General features: G+C 60.6%; 11 protein-coding genes. 9 read left to right on the top strand and 2 right to left on the bottom strand.

Annotated features, from left to right (window positions below; all coding sequences use genetic code 11):
* Nucleotides 1-17 precede the first annotated feature (17 nt).
* The 5 genes from QZ460_RS07040 to QZ460_RS07060 all read left to right on the top strand — a co-directional run bounded on the left by QZ460_RS07040 (nucleotide 18) and on the right by QZ460_RS07060 (nucleotide 6706).
* On the top strand, nucleotides 18-647 hold the full coding sequence (locus QZ460_RS07040; protein ID WP_290540868.1) for a hypothetical protein: 630 nt from the start codon (nucleotides 18-20) through the stop codon (nucleotides 645-647).
* Nucleotides 625-1578, top strand: coding sequence for a hypothetical protein (locus QZ460_RS07045; protein WP_290540869.1), 954 nt, complete (start codon nucleotides 625-627; stop codon nucleotides 1576-1578). Before QZ460_RS07040 ends, QZ460_RS07045 begins: the two co-directional genes overlap by 23 nt.
* Before the next feature lie 115 nt (nucleotides 1579-1693).
* A complete protein-coding gene (locus tag QZ460_RS07050; RefSeq protein WP_290540870.1) occupies nucleotides 1694-2299 on the top strand; it encodes a hypothetical protein in 606 nt (201 codons plus the stop codon).
* Nucleotides 2300-2773: 474 nt separating this feature from the next.
* Nucleotides 2774-5320, top strand: a complete 2547-nt coding sequence (gyrA, locus tag QZ460_RS07055; protein WP_290540871.1) for a DNA gyrase subunit A — start codon at nucleotides 2774-2776, stop codon at nucleotides 5318-5320.
* A 39-nt stretch (nucleotides 5321-5359) separates the two neighbouring features.
* Nucleotides 5360-6706 (top strand): tetratricopeptide repeat protein, encoded by a 1347-nt coding sequence (locus QZ460_RS07060; protein ID WP_290540872.1) that lies wholly within the window; start codon nucleotides 5360-5362, stop codon nucleotides 6704-6706.
* A 767-nt stretch (nucleotides 6707-7473) separates the two neighbouring features.
* On the opposite strand, the gene QZ460_RS07065 is transcribed toward QZ460_RS07060, so the two are convergent.
* Together QZ460_RS07065 and QZ460_RS07070 are read right to left on the bottom strand one after the other, a co-directional pair.
* Nucleotides 7474-8520: a sugar kinase gene (locus QZ460_RS07065; protein ID WP_290540873.1), complete on the bottom strand. Its 1047-nt coding sequence runs from the start codon at nucleotides 8518-8520 to the stop codon at nucleotides 7474-7476.
* A gap of 164 nt (nucleotides 8521-8684) precedes the next feature.
* The gene (locus tag QZ460_RS07070; protein ID WP_290540874.1) at nucleotides 8685-9806 is read right to left on the bottom strand and encodes a DUF4861 family protein; all 1122 of its coding nucleotides are present in this window, start codon (nucleotides 9804-9806) and stop codon (nucleotides 8685-8687) included.
* 196 nt (nucleotides 9807-10002) lie between these two features.
* On the opposite strand from QZ460_RS07070, the gene uxaC reads away from it, so the two are divergent.
* The 4 genes from uxaC (at nucleotide 10003) to QZ460_RS07090 (ending at nucleotide 14831) form a co-directional block, all read left to right on the top strand.
* A complete protein-coding gene (uxaC, locus tag QZ460_RS07075; RefSeq protein WP_290540875.1) occupies nucleotides 10003-11415 on the top strand; it encodes a glucuronate isomerase in 1413 nt (470 codons plus the stop codon).
* Nucleotides 11416-11424: 9 nt separating this feature from the next.
* Nucleotides 11425-12450, top strand: a complete 1026-nt coding sequence (locus tag QZ460_RS07080) for a sugar kinase (protein WP_290540911.1) — start codon at nucleotides 11425-11427, stop codon at nucleotides 12448-12450.
* A 178-nt stretch (nucleotides 12451-12628) separates the two neighbouring features.
* Nucleotides 12629-13303 carry a bifunctional 4-hydroxy-2-oxoglutarate aldolase/2-dehydro-3-deoxy-phosphogluconate aldolase gene (locus QZ460_RS07085; RefSeq protein WP_290540876.1) on the top strand — a complete coding sequence of 225 codons (675 nt, stop codon included), beginning with the start codon at nucleotides 12629-12631 and terminating at the stop codon, nucleotides 13301-13303.
* A 70-nt stretch (nucleotides 13304-13373) separates the two neighbouring features.
* Nucleotides 13374-14831, top strand: a complete 1458-nt coding sequence (locus tag QZ460_RS07090; protein ID WP_290540877.1) for an MFS transporter — start codon at nucleotides 13374-13376, stop codon at nucleotides 14829-14831.
* The last annotated feature ends 119 nt before the right edge of the window (nucleotides 14832-14950 follow it).

Raw genomic sequence — 14950 nt, forward strand, 5'->3', positions numbered from 1 at the left:
CGATAATTAGTTGAATTATGGCTGAAAAACGATTCATTGCCCGTTGTTTGCTGCTCGTTGCGGCGATGCTGTGCGGAGTGCTTCCGGGCAAAGCCGCCGATGGCGGCCGTGCAAGGGAAATCCTCGAAAAACTCGCTGCGGAATTCCGTGCGATGGCGGGCTACGGCGTGAAGTTCGGGGTCCTCTCGGGCGACTACGAAGCCCGCGGGAGCTATGTCGTCGAAGGCGACAGCTATTACCTCGTGCTGGGCGACGCGGAGGTTTTCGCCGACGCAACGGTGCGCCGCGAGGTCGACAACCGTCGCCGCGAGGTGACCGTTATGGAGGTCGACACGGCGAGCCGCAACATCCTGAACAATCCGGTCCGGGCCTTCGATTTCCTGGGCAGCGAATATGTGCCGTCGCTCGTCTCCGAGGCCGACGGCCGCGCCGTCGTGCGGCTGAAGCCCGCCGCCGGGAGCGAATCCCCGGCCGGCGATGTCACGCTGACGGTCGACACCGCCACGATGCGCCCCCGCTCGCTTTCGTACGACTACGACGGCGAACAGGTGCTGGTGAGCGTGCTGGAGGTCGCGCCCTTTGCGGGGCATGTCCGGCGGTTCGATCCGAAAAATTATGACGGCTATGAATTCATCGACTTCCGTTGACCGCGGCCGCCGGGGGCGTTGGGCTCTCGGCAGGGCGGTATGCTGCGCGCTGCTGCTCCCGGTGGTGTTTTCCGCCCGGGCGCATCGGCCGCTGACGCTGACACGCGACGGTGGGCATCTCTATGCCGAAGTCCTGCTGCAGGATTCGGTAGCGGCGCGGGCCATGCTCGAATCGGGAATTGCCTTTCCGCTGATCGACAGTGCACTCGTGTGGTCGCATCCCGAACTTTTCCGACCTGAAAAACTCGACTCCGTGGTCCGTTTTCGCATGGCTGCCGGGGCGAACTATGTGGCGCGTTACAAGCTGGCTCCCGGGCTTTCGGTGAGCGGTTCCCGGAGTCTGTGCGACACGTATGTGGTGGATATGAGCGGCCATAAGGGCGATCTGCTCTGGCCCTTGAACCGCTTCACGACCGACCGTTCTGAGGCGCCCGGCATCTTCGGGCTCGACATCGCCCGGGGGTGGCTGGAGCCCTTCGCCGAGGAGGAACTGCCCGACGACGGCTGGGCTTCCCATCCCATGACGCGCGACGAACGGTCGGGGATGTACTGCCTCCGGGGTTCGCTGGCTCTCGCCGACGATTGCGGCCGCAGCACCGCCGAAGAGGCGGAACTGGTCGTGGATCTGGGCAACGCCATGCTGCTGGCCCTCTTTACCTACAAGCCCGAGGTGAGCCGGTTCGTCTCCCGGGCGCGCATTCCGCAGCTGGAGGGACGAACTCCCGCCGGCAAACGGCTGCCGGTACTGCAGCCGGATGGCGTCACGTTTCTGGATACCTATACTTTCCGCGGCCGCCCCGTCCTGCTGCTTGAAAACCGGATGCGGCTTCCGGGGCACGGATTTCTGGGCCTCGGCTTCTTCGAGCGCTTCCGCGTGATCTTCGATTTCCGCCATTCGCAGCTCCGGATCGCCCTGCCCGAAGCGGAGTGACGCCCGTAAGGGCCGGCATCGTCGGCCGCCGGCAGGGAGCCAGGCCGCGTGATGTCTTGTTCCAGGATCTGCTTTCGCTGAAAGCAAAGTTACAGTCATTAGGAGTATTCTGATTATGAGGAAGGTATTTGTCATCATCCTTACGCTGCTCACCGCTGCGGCATGGGCGGGCGACCGGCGCGCCGACGAGATTGTCGGCCGTCTTGCAGCGAAGTTTCGTGCCATGAAGAGCTACGGGGCCGACTTTGAGATTAAAATCGGTGACCAGACCTCGAAGGGGCGCTTCGTGGTCAGCAACGGCCGCTATTATATGACCCTCGGCACGGCGGAGGCCTACGGCGACACGAAGTTGCGCCGCGAGGTGGACAACGTGCGCCGCGAGGTGGTGGTGGATGTGGTGATGCCGCAGAGCCATGTGATGCTGGAGAACCCCGTCCGTGCGTTTGACTACGTCGACAAGGACTACCGTCCCGAACTGGTGTCGGAGAATGAGGAGGAGACGGTGGTGAAACTCCACCCCTCGGAGGGTCCCCACTCGATGCAGTGGTATGTGGTGACGCTGACCCTCGACAAGGAGCTGATCCCCCGTGAGATGCTTTACGAGTCGGAGGGCGACGAAAGCATTCGTGTCCGTCTGCTGCGGGTTGCCGCCGGCGACGAGGGTTTCAAAACCTACAGGGCGAAGAAGTACAGGGACTACGAAATCATCGATTTCAGATAGTCCGGCAATGTGGGGGCGGCTGCCTCTGCCCGACGGTAAAAGTGACGGCGACCGATAGAAGGTCGCCGTCACTTCTTTTTTTGTCCGACCCCCTGTCGGGAAGACCGTCCGATGCGCTCAAATCGCCTGAAAAGTGCCGAAAACGGGATGATCCGCCGAAAATATCGCTCGCGTGACGCAGATTTGTTTCCCTAAAGTTGCTCAAATCGGAAATAAAACGTATTTTTGTTCGTTAAAAGAGTGGTAAATTTGAAGGTATTGACGACCGGGCCGGACTGTCTCTGCAGGAACGGAGCCGAGGATCGGATGATAATATCCTAATCCACAGCTTCGGGAATCCCGATTTTGCCGCAAGGCGGCATCGACTCCCTTTGGGGGGAGGGTGGTCGGGACGGACAGAGTGCAAAAGCCGCCGTGGGCGGCCGAAGTGTTCGGCGGATCGTGGTATCGGTGCAAATATTTAAACGCTAAATAATGCTAACTGAAGAAGAAAAGAATGCCGGTTTGGTGGGGCGTATCATCCCCATCAATATCGAAGAGCAGATGAAGTCGGCGTACATCGACTACTCGATGTCGGTCATCGTGTCGCGAGCACTGCCTGACGTGCGCGACGGCATGAAGCCCGTGCACCGCCGCATCCTCTATGATATGAGCGCGGAGCTCAACCTCTACTCCGACAAACCCACACGTAAGTCCGCCCGTATCGTCGGCGACGTGCTCGGTAAGTTCCACCCCCACGGCGACACGTCGGTCTACGACGCGATGGTCCGCCTGGCGCAGGACTGGTCGATGCGCTACCCGCTGGTCGACGGACAGGGTAACTTCGGTTCGATGGACGGCGACTCTCCCGCTGCCATGCGTTACACCGAGGCCCGCATGAAGAAAATCACCGACGAAGTGATGGCCGACATCGACAAGGAGACGGTCGACTGGACGCTGAACTTCGACGACACGATTCCCGAACCCACGGTCCTGCCCACGAAAATCCCGCTGCTGATCGTCAACGGCGCCAGCGGTATCGCCGTGGGTATGGCCACGAACATGGCCCCGCACAACCTTTCGGAGGTGGTGGACGCCTGCTGCGCCTATGTCGACAATCCGGAGATCACGGGCGAGGAGCTGCTGCAGTATGTCAAGGGCCCCGACTTCCCCACGGGCGGTATCATCTACGGCTACGAGGGTGTGAAGGAGGCGATGCTGACGGGCCGCGGCCGCGTGATGATGCGCGCCAAGACCGACATCGAGCATACGCCCAGCGGCCGGGAGTGCATCGTCATCACGGAGATTCCCTACATGATCAACAAGGCCGAGATGATCAAGAAGATCGCCGACATGATCAACGACAAGAAGATCGACGGCATCTCCTACATCAACGACGAGTCGGACCGCAACGGTCTGCGGATCATCATCATCCTGAAGCACGACGCCGTTGCGAGCGTGGTGCTGAACACGCTGTTCAAGAATACGCCGCTGCAGACGTCGTTTGCCGTGAACAACATCGCGTTGGTCAACGGCCGGCCGCAGATGCTGCCCATGCGCGACCTGATCAAATACTTCATCGAGCACCGCCACGATGTCGTCGTGCGCCGCACGCGCTTCGACAAGCGCAAGGCCGAGGAGCGGCTGCATATCGTGCAGGGGCTGCTCATCGCGCAGGACAACATCGACGAGATCGTGCGCATCATCCGCTCCTCGCAGACGCCCGACGCCGCCAAGCAGACGATGATCGAGCGTTTCGACCTGTCGGAGATCCAGGCTTCGGCCATCATCGAAATGCGCCTGCGTGCCCTGACGGGACTCGAACGAGGCAAGCTGCTCGCCGAACGCGACGAGCTGGAGAAGCTGATCGCACACCTGACGGACGTGCTTGCGAACGTCGGCCTGCAGATGCAGATCATCAAGGACGAACTGCTGGAGATCAAGGAGAAGTATGGCGACGAACGCCGCTCGGAGATCGTCTATGCCTCGGAGGAGTTCAATCCCGAGGATTTCTACGCCGACGACGACATGGTGATCACCATCTCGCACATGGGCTACATCAAGCGCACGCCGCTGGCCGAATACCGCACGCAGAACCGCGGCGGAGTGGGGGCCAAGGGCAGCGCCACGCGCGACGAGGACTTCATCGAGCACATCTACGTGGCTTCGATGCACAATACGATGCTCTTCTTCACGGAGAAGGGCCGTTGTTATTGGCTCAAGGTCTACGAGATTCCGGAAGGCACGCGTTCGTCGAAGGGCCGCGCCATCCAGAACGTCATCCAGATCGAGCCGGACGACAAGGTCCGCGCCTACATCAACGTCAAGAGCCTGGCCGATGCCGAGTATGTGAACAGCAACTACATCATCATGTGCACCAAGGACGGCACGATCAAGAAGACCCGTCTGGAGGCCTACTCGCGTCCGCGCCAGAACGGTGTGAACGCCATCGTCATCCGCGAGGGCGACCAGCTGATCGAGGCCAAGCTCACCAGCGGCAACGCCGAGGTGATGATCGCCGCCCGCGACGGCAAGGCCATTCGTTTCAACGAGTCCACGGTGCGTCCGATCGGGCGTGTGGGTGCCGGAGTGCGCGGCATCTCGATCGAGGACGGCGACGAGGTGGTGGGCATGATCTGCGTGGAACCCGATTCGAAGCAGGATGTGCTGGTATTGAGCGAGAACGGCTACGGCAAGCGTACCGATCTGGACGAATACCGCATCACCAACCGCGGCGGAAAGGGTGTGAAGACCATCAACATTACGGAAAAAACAGGCAAACTCATATCGATCCAGGCCGTGACCGACGACAACGACCTGATGATCATCAATCGTTCGGGACTCACCATACGCACTGCCGTCGGGCAGATCCGGCTTGCGGGTCGCGCTACGCAGGGCGTGCGTATCATCAACCTTCGTGAGGGCGACGCCATTGCTTCGGTGATGGCCGTGCCGGCTGCGGGGGAAGAGGAAGAAGTGCAACCCGCGGAAGATGTCGAGACCGGAGCCGAGAAGCCCGCAGACGCTCCCGCGGAGGAATAGGAAAAAGAAAAAACAAAAACTTTAAAAATTCAGTTTACCATGAAGAAAACGATTTTGACGGCTCTTGCGGCGCTGCTCGTGGCAGTTCCCGCCGTGAAAGCCCAGAAAGTGAACAAGGAAGCCCTTCTCTCCAAGATCGAAAAGAGCGATGCCGACATCGCCAACGAGAAGAAGGCGGTGAAGGCCTCGACGTGGATCGCCCGCGGCAAGGCTTTCTATGAGGTGGCGGTGGAGCCTACGAAGAGTCTCTTCGCCAATATGGAGCCGGCGATGCTGAAACTGGCTGTGGGCGATCCTACGTCGACGACGACCGAGACGCTCAACGACATCGAGTTCGAGGCATGGGTCTATCCCTATTTCACGGCTTACATCAAGGACAACAAGGTCGTGACCTGGAAGCAGAGCGATTGGGTGATGAAGGATGCCCCCAGAAAGGCTATCGAGGCTTACAACAAGGCCTATGAGCTCGATCCCAAGGCGGCAGGCAAGATCAAGGACGGTCTGAAGCAGATCAGCGACTTCTGCTCGCAGGTGGGCAACGTCGGCATCGACTCGGGCAACTACCTCGAGGCTTCGGACGCCTATGTGACGGCTTTCGAGGCGCAGTCCAGCCCGGCTTACGGGGAGGCTGACCCCGCGCTGCTCTACTATGCAGGTTACATGATGACCGTCGACGGTTCGAACAACCCCAAGTCGTTTGTCAATGGCAGTGAGTACCTGACCAAGGCCGTCGACATGGGCTATGCCGACGAGGAGGGTAATATCTATTACTACCTCTTCCACTGCCTCTACGGACAGAAGGACCTCGACAAGGCAAATGTCATGAAGGCAAAGGACGTGTTGCTGACGGGTATCGGCAAGTTCCCGAAGAACGAGCGCATTCTCGACGGTCTGATGCAGCTTTATACGGCTGAGGAAGGCGTGGGCGATCCGGCCGATCTGATCTCGCTGATCGACAAGGCTATCGAGGAGAATCCGTCGAACATGGACCTCTGGTTCGGCCGCGGCCGTATATTCTACGCCCTGAAGGACTACGATCAGAGCATCGAGTCGTTCAAGAAGGTTGTGGAGCTGAAGCCCGACCTGTTTGAGGGTAACTACTACCTGGGTGTGTTCTACACGATCAAGGGTGACGAGCTCAACAAGGAGATGAACGAGAAGCAGTACAGCAGCCAGGCTGTTTACGACGCCGATCTGAAGGTTGTCAATGAGGTCTACAAGCAGGCTGTGCCCTGGTTCGAGAAGGCGCACCAGATCAAACCCGAGGACGGCGATACGCTGGAGTTCCTCAAATCCATCTGCTTCCGTCTGCGCGACGAGGCCGACATCATGGAGAAGTACAACACCTACAATGCCCTCTACAAGCAGGTGAAAGGTATCGAATAGCCGCTTGAGGGGCGGGATTCGGCGGCGGTGGTCGTCGCGCCCGCTTTTTGAACGGAAGTTGTGCTGCCGCCCGTTCGGCAGCGGTTATGAAAACAAGCCCGGCTGGAAAGCCGGGCTTGTTTGGTGAATGGACGGATCTAACCGGCGTTTGGACAACGCCTTGCAGCCTGAATCCGGGCTTTTCGGGGCTTTCGGGGCTTTCGGGCTTTCCGGGTGGACCGGTTCGGGCGGATGTTCGGGCGTTGCCTTCCGGGTGGACGGTTCGGGCGTTGCTTTTCGGCCGGGCGGTTTGGGCGGACTTTCCTGATGACCGGCTGGGCGTGGGGCTTCGGGGTGTGGTCTTCAGTGCTCTGACCGCATTTTGCGTATGCGTTGCTTTCCGGGCAGACCGGCTTGGACGGACTTTTCGGGCGTTGCCTTTCGGGTGGACCGGTTCGGGCTTGGGGCTCCGGTGCTCCGATCGCGTTTTGTGCGCGCGCAGCCTTTCGGGCGGACCTGCCGGATGACCGGCCGGGCACGGGGCTCCGGGGTAGGGTCTCCGGGCTCCGACCGCATTTTGTGCACGCGCAATCTTTCGGGCGAACCGGTTCGGGCGGACTTTTCGGGCGGGCGGCCGGGCATTGCTTTTCGGCCGGGCGGTTCGGGCGGACTTTCCTGATGACCGGCTGGGCGTGGGGCTTCGGGGGCTCTCTCCGGGCTTCGATCGCATTTTGCGTACGTGCAACCTTCCGGGTGGACGGTTCGGGCGTTGCCTTTCGGGCGGACGGTTAGCGCGCGATGCGTCCAGAGACGGAGCCGCGGGCCAGCTGTTCGATCTCCGCGGCCGTAAATTGGTTGTAGTCGCCCGGGACGGTGTTTTTCAATGCGCAGGCTGCGGTTCCGAAGTCCAGAGCAAACTGCGCATCGTGGGGATGCGCGGCCATGCCGTAGAGCAATCCGCCCACGAAGGCGTCGCCCACGCCGACGCAGTCGATCACGGGGTTGACGTCGTAGACCCGCGTGGAGAGCAGATGCCCGTCCGTGAAGAGCGTTCCTGAAATCAGGTGGTGGTTGGCGCTCAACACGCTGCGCAAACCGAAGACGATGCTCCGGCAGCGGGGGAAGCGTGCCGCAACCTCCGCCGAAGCCCGTTCGTAACCCTCCGTATCGGGGCGGTAGGCGGCGTCGCAGGCCGCAAATCGCGGCAACTGCATGCCGAGCACTTTTTCGTATTCGTCGTCCGTGCCGAAAAAGGCGTCGCACTGCTCCATCAGCGGCGGGAGCACCTCCTGCGGCTCCTTGCCGTATTTCCAGAGATTCTTGCGGTAGTTGATGTCGCACGAGACGGTCAGTCCCGCCGCGTGTGCCGCCTCAATTGCCTCGGCGCACACGGCAGCCGTGCTGGCGCTCACCGCGGCCGAAATCCCCGACCAGTGGAACCACGAGGCGTCGCGGAAGATGCCGGCCCAGTCGATCATCCCCGGTTGCAGGGTGTCGAAGGCCGAGTCTGCGCGGTCGTAGACGACGTGTGACGAGCGTATTGCGGCGGCCTCCTCCATGTAGTAGATTCCGAGCCGCTTGCCGCCGCGCAGGATGGCCCCGGTCCCTACGCCGTAGCGGCGCAGGTCGTCGATGCAGGCGTCGGCTACCCGGTTGTCCGGCAGGCGGGTGACGAATTCGCTTTGCAGGCCGTAGTTGGCCAGCGATACGGCGACGTTGGCCTCGCTTCCGCCGTAGCTGGCGCGGAAGAGGTTCGTCTGGTTGAAACGCAGGTAGTCGGGCGGCGTGAGCCGCATCATGATCTCCCCGAAGGTAACGATCTTTTGTCTGTCCATGATTTTTGAGAAATAGTCGGTAACAAATGTACAGAAAATGCCGGACAACTGCAAGCCGAATCGCATCCGGTCCCAAAACGGATGCCGGATAACAACAGGCCCGGTCGTTGGACCGGGCCTGTTGCGCAGGGCAGGGCGTGTGCCTGCCCTTGGGTGGGGGATGTCTATTTGCGGATGCTCACTTTGAGCGGCGTCACGGCGGCGGCTTGCGCCTGCCCGATCTCCTCGATCCACTCCTCCATGTCCTCGACGCCGCCCTGGCTCCAGCCCGAACCGGCGTAGTAGGTCAGCGTCCGGCCGGGTTCCACGGTCTTGACGGCTACGGCGTGGCCCAGCGTGTCGGGGAGCATCTCGGCCCCGGGCAGAATCACGCCTAGATAGATGTCGCCGTCGCGTGCGGGGTCCTTCGAGTCCGAAACGGCCTCGCACATGCCCATCCAGCCTTCGCCGCGCTCCATCTGTTTCACGTCGTGGCGCACGAAGCCCGCGGCAATGGGCAGTTCGGCGAATGCTCCCTGATAGATGTTGTCCATGCGGTTGAAACGCTGGTTGGCATCGAGCGAGATGACCTTGGTGAGCGTCACGGGCGTGCCGTCGACATCGAACGGGGCGTAGGTCAGTTCGACCGAGGTGCGGATCGGGCCGTTGTCGAGCGTCCGGGCCGTGGCGTAGTTGTGGCCCATCATCCAGAATTTACCGCCGACGAAGGGCAGCGATGCCCCCGATCCGAGCGTCACGCCCACCTTGTAGCAGTCCATGCCGTCGCCGTAGTTGTGGTGGTAGTTGCCCCGGGCATACCACTCGTCGATCACCAGTTTGTCGGCGCACTTCACCCATACGTCGATGCCCGGGGTGACGAGCTTCTCGGGAGAGGTCTCGAGTGCCGGACCGTAGAGGCGGTAGGCTACCTTGTTGTTTTCCCAGGCGTAGTCGTCGTAACGCTCGGGGACCGTGCGTCCGAATGCCTCGGCGGGGTAGTTCTCGCGCTGGCCGGTGACCAGTTTGAAACGCCTGCTTTGCATTGGCTCGGCGTCGGTCTGGAAGATCAGCGCCTGCGGCTCCGTTCCGCCGCGGAAGAGGACCTGGGAGGGGATTTGCTCGTTGTCGTCGTCCAGTACGACGATGTTGTCCGGCGTCACGCCCTTGAGCGCTGCCACTTCGGACCAGGCGATTTCGACGGTTTCATCATCGCGTTCGATAGGGGTCGTGTTGACGACTTCGACATTCAAACCGGGTGTGCAGGAAGCCATCAGAAGGCCTGCAACCCACATAATTGGGTTTTTCATAAAGTTAGAGTTGACGTTTTTTTTCGTTATTTTTAGGCAAATTTACAAATTTTCCGTATATTGGTCAACCAAAACGGTACATATTCTGTTCGATCCCTTGATTTTTCCGATTTCGGGTGGCTGGAAGTCGCTCATTTCCGGAATGAAACGCAGACGGATGCGTGTGGAATCCTGGCCGTGACAGCTTTTATTTGTTATGAAACAGTTCAACGACGACAACTTTTTGTTGCAGACCCCGACGGCCGAACGGCTCTACCATGAGCATGCGGCCCGGATGCCGATTATCGACTACCATTGCCACCTGATTCCCGAGTACGTGGCTTCGGACCACGGGTTTGCCAACCTGGCGGAAATCTGGCTCGACGGCGACCATTACAAATGGCGCGCCATGCGCACCAACGGGGTCGAAGAGAAATATTGCACGGGAAAGGAGACGACCGCCTGGGAGAAGTTTGAGAAGTGGGCCGAAACGGTTCCCTATACGATGCGCAACCCGCTCTACCACTGGACCCACCTCGAGTTGAAGACGGCCTTCGGGGTGACGAAACTGCTCAGCCCTGCGACGGCCCGCGAGATCTACGACCATTGCACGGCGCTGTTGCAGCGTCCCGAATACCACGCTCGCGGTCTGATGCGTCGCTACAACGTCGAGGTGGTCTGCACGACGGACGATCCGGTGGATTCGCTCGAACACCACATCAAGGTCCGCGAGGACGGTTTTGAGACGAAGGTGCTCCCCACGTGGCGTCCCGACAAGGCGATGGCCGTGGAGGAGCCGGCCGGTTTCCGGGCTTATGTGGAGAAACTCTCCGAGGTTTCGGGCGTCACGATCGCGAAGTTCGCTGACCTGATCGATGCGCTCCGCGTGCGTCACCGGTTCTTCGAGTCGGTCGGCTGCCGCCTTTCGGACCACGGCATCGAGGAGTTCTATGCCGAGGATTATACGCAGTCCGAGATCGACGCTATATTTAATAAGGTATACGGCGGCCACACGCTCACCCGCGGGGAGATCCTCAAGTTCAAGACCGCCATGATGGTCGAATTTGCCACGATGGACTGGGAGACCGGCTGGACCCAGCAGTTCCACTACGGAGCCATCCGCAACAACAACTCCCGCATGTTCGAACGTCTGGGTGCCGACACGGGTTTCGACTCGATCGGCGACTTCACAGTCGGCCGGCAGATGTCGAAATTCTTCGACATGCTCGACCGCGGCGACCGCCTCGCCAAGACCATTGTTTACAACCTCAATCCGCGCGACAACGAACTTGTGGCCACGATGATCGGCAATTTCCAGGACGGCCGCTACGGTGCCGGGAAGATCCAGTTCGGCTCGGGCTGGTGGTTCCTCGACCAGAAGGACGGTATGGAGCGGCAGATGAATGCCCTCTCGACGCTGGGTCTGTTGAGCCGCTTCGTGGGCATGCTGACCGACTCGCGGTCGTTCCTCTCATACCCGCGCCACGAGTATTTCCGCCGCACGCTGTGCAACCTGCTGGGCAACGACATCGAGAAGGGGCTGCTGCCCGCCTCGGAGATCGATTTCATCGGCCGGGAGCTTGTCGAGGGCATCTGTTACCGCAACGCCAGGAACTATTTCAAATTTTAAGTTGATACCATAATCATGAAAATCGTAACATTAGGTGAAATCATGCTGCGTCTTTCGACGCCCGGAAACACGCGTTTCGTTCAGTCCGATTCGTTCGATGTCGTCTACGGTGGCGGCGAGGCCAATGTGGCCGTTTCGTGTGCCAACTACGGCCACGAGGCCTACTTCGTCTCGAAGCTCCCGACGCACGAGATCGGCCAGTCGGCGGTCAATGCGCTGCGCAAATACGGCGTCCGGACCGATTTCATCGCCCGCGGCGGCGACCGTGTGGGCATCTACTACCTCGAAACCGGGGCTTCGATGCGTCCCTCGAAGGTGATCTACGACCGCGCACATTCGTCGATCGCCGAGGCCGATCCGCAGGATTTCGACTTCGACGCCATCATGGAGGGCGCCGACTGGTTCCACTGGTCGGGCATCACGCCCGCAATTTCGGACAAGGCCGCCGAGCTGACCCGCCTGGCCTGTGAGGCCGCCAAGCGTCACGGCGTGACGGTTTCCGTGGACCTGAACTTCCGCAAGAAGCTCTGGACCAAGGAGAAGGCGCAGTCGGTCATGAAGCCCCTGATGGAGTATGTCGATGTCTGCATCGGCAACGAGGAGGACGCCGAACTCTGCCTCGGGTTCAAGCCCGACGCCGATGTCGAGGGCGGCGAGACCAACGCCGAGGGCTACAAGGGCATTTTCCGCCAGATGGCCGCGACCTTCGGGTTCAAGTATGTGATCTCGACCCTGCGCGAGTCGTTCTCGGCGACGCACAACGGCTGGAAGGCCATGATCTACAACGGAGAGGAGTTTTACGAGTCGAAGCGTTACGACATCGACCCGATCATCGACCGCGTGGGCGGCGGCGACTCGTTCTCGGGAGGTGTGATCCACGGCCTGCTGACCAAGCCCACGCAGGGCGAGGCCCTGGAGTTCGCTGTGGCGGCATCGGCCCTGAAGCACACGATCAACGGCGACTTCAACCTCGTATCGGCCGAGGAGGTCGAATCGTTGGCCGGAGGCAACGCGAGCGGTCGGGTACAGCGTTAGAATTCCGTTTTTGGAGGGCGGCTTCCGCTCTTCTCTCTTTGTCCCGGGCGGGAAATACGGTCCGTATGTCCCGTCCGTGCCAAATGTTGTGAGGAGCGGAGGCGCGGCGCTTCCCGGAATCAGCAACCGCGCTGTATGCGTCAAACGATTGACAAGTAATTGAAAACCAAAAAAGATAATGGCAAGATTTTCTAAATTCCAAGTGATGGAGGCCATCGGCAAGACCGGTATGGTCCCCGTGTTCTACCACGCCGATGCCGACGTGGCCGAGCAGGTGCTCAAAGCCTGCTACGAAGGCGGTGTACGCGCTTTCGAGTTCACCAACCGCGGCGATTTCGCTTCGGAGGTGTTCATCCGGCTGGTGAAGTTCGCCGCCGCGGAGTGCCCAGAGATGGTTCTGGGCATCGGTTCGGTGGTCGACGCCCCGACGGCCGCGCTCTACATGCAGTACGGCGCCAATTTCGTTGTGGGTCCCTACCTCAATCCGGAGGTGGCCAGGGTCTGCAACCGCCATCTGGTTCCCTATACCCCCGGCTGCGGCTCGGTCACCGAGATCGGACTGGCCCAGGAGTTGGGCTGCGACCTGACGAAGGTCTTCCCCGCGGGCAACGTGGGCGGTCCGTCGTTCGTCAAGAACGTCAAGGCCCCGCTGCCGTGGTCGAACATCATGGCCACCGGAGCGGTGGAGCCTACCGCGGAGAATCTCACGGCGTGGTTCAAGGCCGGGGTCTATTGCGTGGGCATGGGTTCGCAACTCTTCCCCAAGGAGGTCATTGCCGCGAAGGACTGGGCAGCGATCACCGAGAAATGTCGTTTCGTCCTCGGCGTCATCGCCGGACTGCGTAGCATCTAATCCGGCAGGCCGCCGGAGGGCGCGCCTGCACTCACTGACAGATCGGACACTACTTAATCAAATCTCCATAATGACAAACAACAAATCGACTCTCGCTGGGAAGATGACGCAGTATCGCTGGGTCATCTGTGCGATGCTCTTCTTCGCAACGACCGTTAACTACCTCGACCGTCAGGTGCTTTCGCTGACGTGGGACGAATTCATCAAGCCCGAGTTCCACTGGAACGAATACCACTACGGGCTTATCACTTCGATCTTCTCGATCGTCTATGCCGTCTGCATGCTCTTTGCGGGCCGTTTCATCGACTGGATGGGAACCAAGAAAGGTTATCTGTGGGCCATCGGCGTCTGGTCGTTGGGAGCCTGCATGCACGCCCTCTGCGGCATCGCCACCGAGGCTTGGGTGGGGCTTCCCGACGCCGCAGCTCTGCGCGCCGTCGAGGTAGGCTCGGCCCTTGCCGCGACCATCGCCATGGTCAGCATGTATTTCTTCATCGCCGCGCGCTGCATCCTCGCGCTGGGTGAGGCGGGCAACTTCCCGGCAGCCATCAAGGTGACGGCCGAGTACTTCCCCAAGAAGGACCGCGCCTATGCCACCTCGATCTTCAACGCCGGGGCTTCGATCGGCGCGCTGTTCGCCCCGCTGACCATCCCGCTGCTGGCGAAAGCCTGGGGCTGGGAGATGGCCTTCATCGTGATCGGCGCCCTGGGCTTCGTCTGGATGGGCTTCTGGGTCTTCATGTACAAGAGACCCTCCGACCACCCGAAGGTGAATGCCGCCGAGTTGGAGTATATCGAACAGGACCAGCACGAAGTGGTCGACGGCGCAACTGTTGGCAAGGAGCAGGAGGGCGAGAAGATCTCGTTCTGGAAAACGCTCGGTTTCCGGCAGACGTGGGCCTTTGCCTTCGGCAAGTTCATGACCGACGGCGTGTGGTGGTTCTTCCTCTTCTGGACCCCTTCGTACCTCAATTCTCAGTTTGGCATCAAGATGTCCGAAGGACTGGGCGTGGCGCTGATCTTCACGCTCTACGCCATCACGATGCTGTCGATCTACGGCGGCAAGCTCCCGACGATCATCATCAACAAAACGGGACTCAATCCCTATGCGGCACGCATGCGCGCCATGCTGATCTTTGCGTTCATCCCCCTGCTGGTGCTGCTGGCACAGCCGCTGGGCACCATTTCGCCGTGGTTCCCGATCATCCTGATCGGTCTGGGCGGCGCGGCGCACCAGTCGTGGTCGGCCAATATCTTCTCGACCATCGGCGACATGTTCCCCAAGTCGGCGATCGCCACCGTGACGGGTATCGGCGGCATGGCCGGCGGTGTCGGGTCGATGATCCTGCAGTGGTTCGCCGGATGGCTGTTCGTATACGCCGACGAAACGGCGATGCACTTCATGGGTTTCGAGGGTAAACCCGCCGGATACTTCGTCGTATTCTGCATCTGCGCCATGGCTTACCTCATCGGCTGGATCGTGATGAAGACGCTGGTTCCGAAATACAAGCCGATTGTATTGGATTGATAGCAACCCGGCCCCGCGACGCTGGGGCGAGGGTCCGGCCGGCCGTCGGAAATGTAGCGGCTGCCCTGTTGGCAGGCTACGGATGCGCGACGAAGGTAAAGGCGTTGCGCAATAGACGG

This window comes from Alistipes sp., assembly GCF_020026455.1.
GTDB lineage: Bacteria > Bacteroidota > Bacteroidia > Bacteroidales > Rikenellaceae > Alistipes.

Bases quoted from the DNA above. Each gene is read 5' to 3' on its own strand.
- QZ460_RS07070 (WP_290540874.1), bottom strand. From the start codon at position 9,806: ATGAAAAACCCAATTATGTGGGTTGCAGGCCTTCTGATGGCTTCCTGC.
- QZ460_RS07085 (WP_290540876.1), top strand. From the start codon at position 12,629: ATGGCAAGATTTTCTAAATTCCAAGTGATGGAGGCCATCGGCAAGACC.
- gyrA (WP_290540871.1), top strand. From the start codon at position 2,774: ATGCTAACTGAAGAAGAAAAGAATGCCGGTTTGGTGGGGCGTATCATC.
- QZ460_RS07050 (WP_290540870.1), top strand. From the start codon at position 1,694: ATGAGGAAGGTATTTGTCATCATCCTTACGCTGCTCACCGCTGCGGCA.
- QZ460_RS07065 (WP_290540873.1), bottom strand. From the start codon at position 8,520: ATGGACAGACAAAAGATCGTTACCTTCGGGGAGATCATGATGCGGCTC.
- uxaC (WP_290540875.1), top strand. From the start codon at position 10,003: ATGAAACAGTTCAACGACGACAACTTTTTGTTGCAGACCCCGACGGCC.
- QZ460_RS07090 (WP_290540877.1), top strand. From the start codon at position 13,374: ATGACAAACAACAAATCGACTCTCGCTGGGAAGATGACGCAGTATCGC.
- QZ460_RS07040 (WP_290540868.1), top strand. From the start codon at position 18: ATGGCTGAAAAACGATTCATTGCCCGTTGTTTGCTGCTCGTTGCGGCG.
- QZ460_RS07045 (WP_290540869.1), top strand. From the start codon at position 625: ATGAATTCATCGACTTCCGTTGACCGCGGCCGCCGGGGGCGTTGGGCT.
- QZ460_RS07060 (WP_290540872.1), top strand. From the start codon at position 5,360: ATGAAGAAAACGATTTTGACGGCTCTTGCGGCGCTGCTCGTGGCAGTT.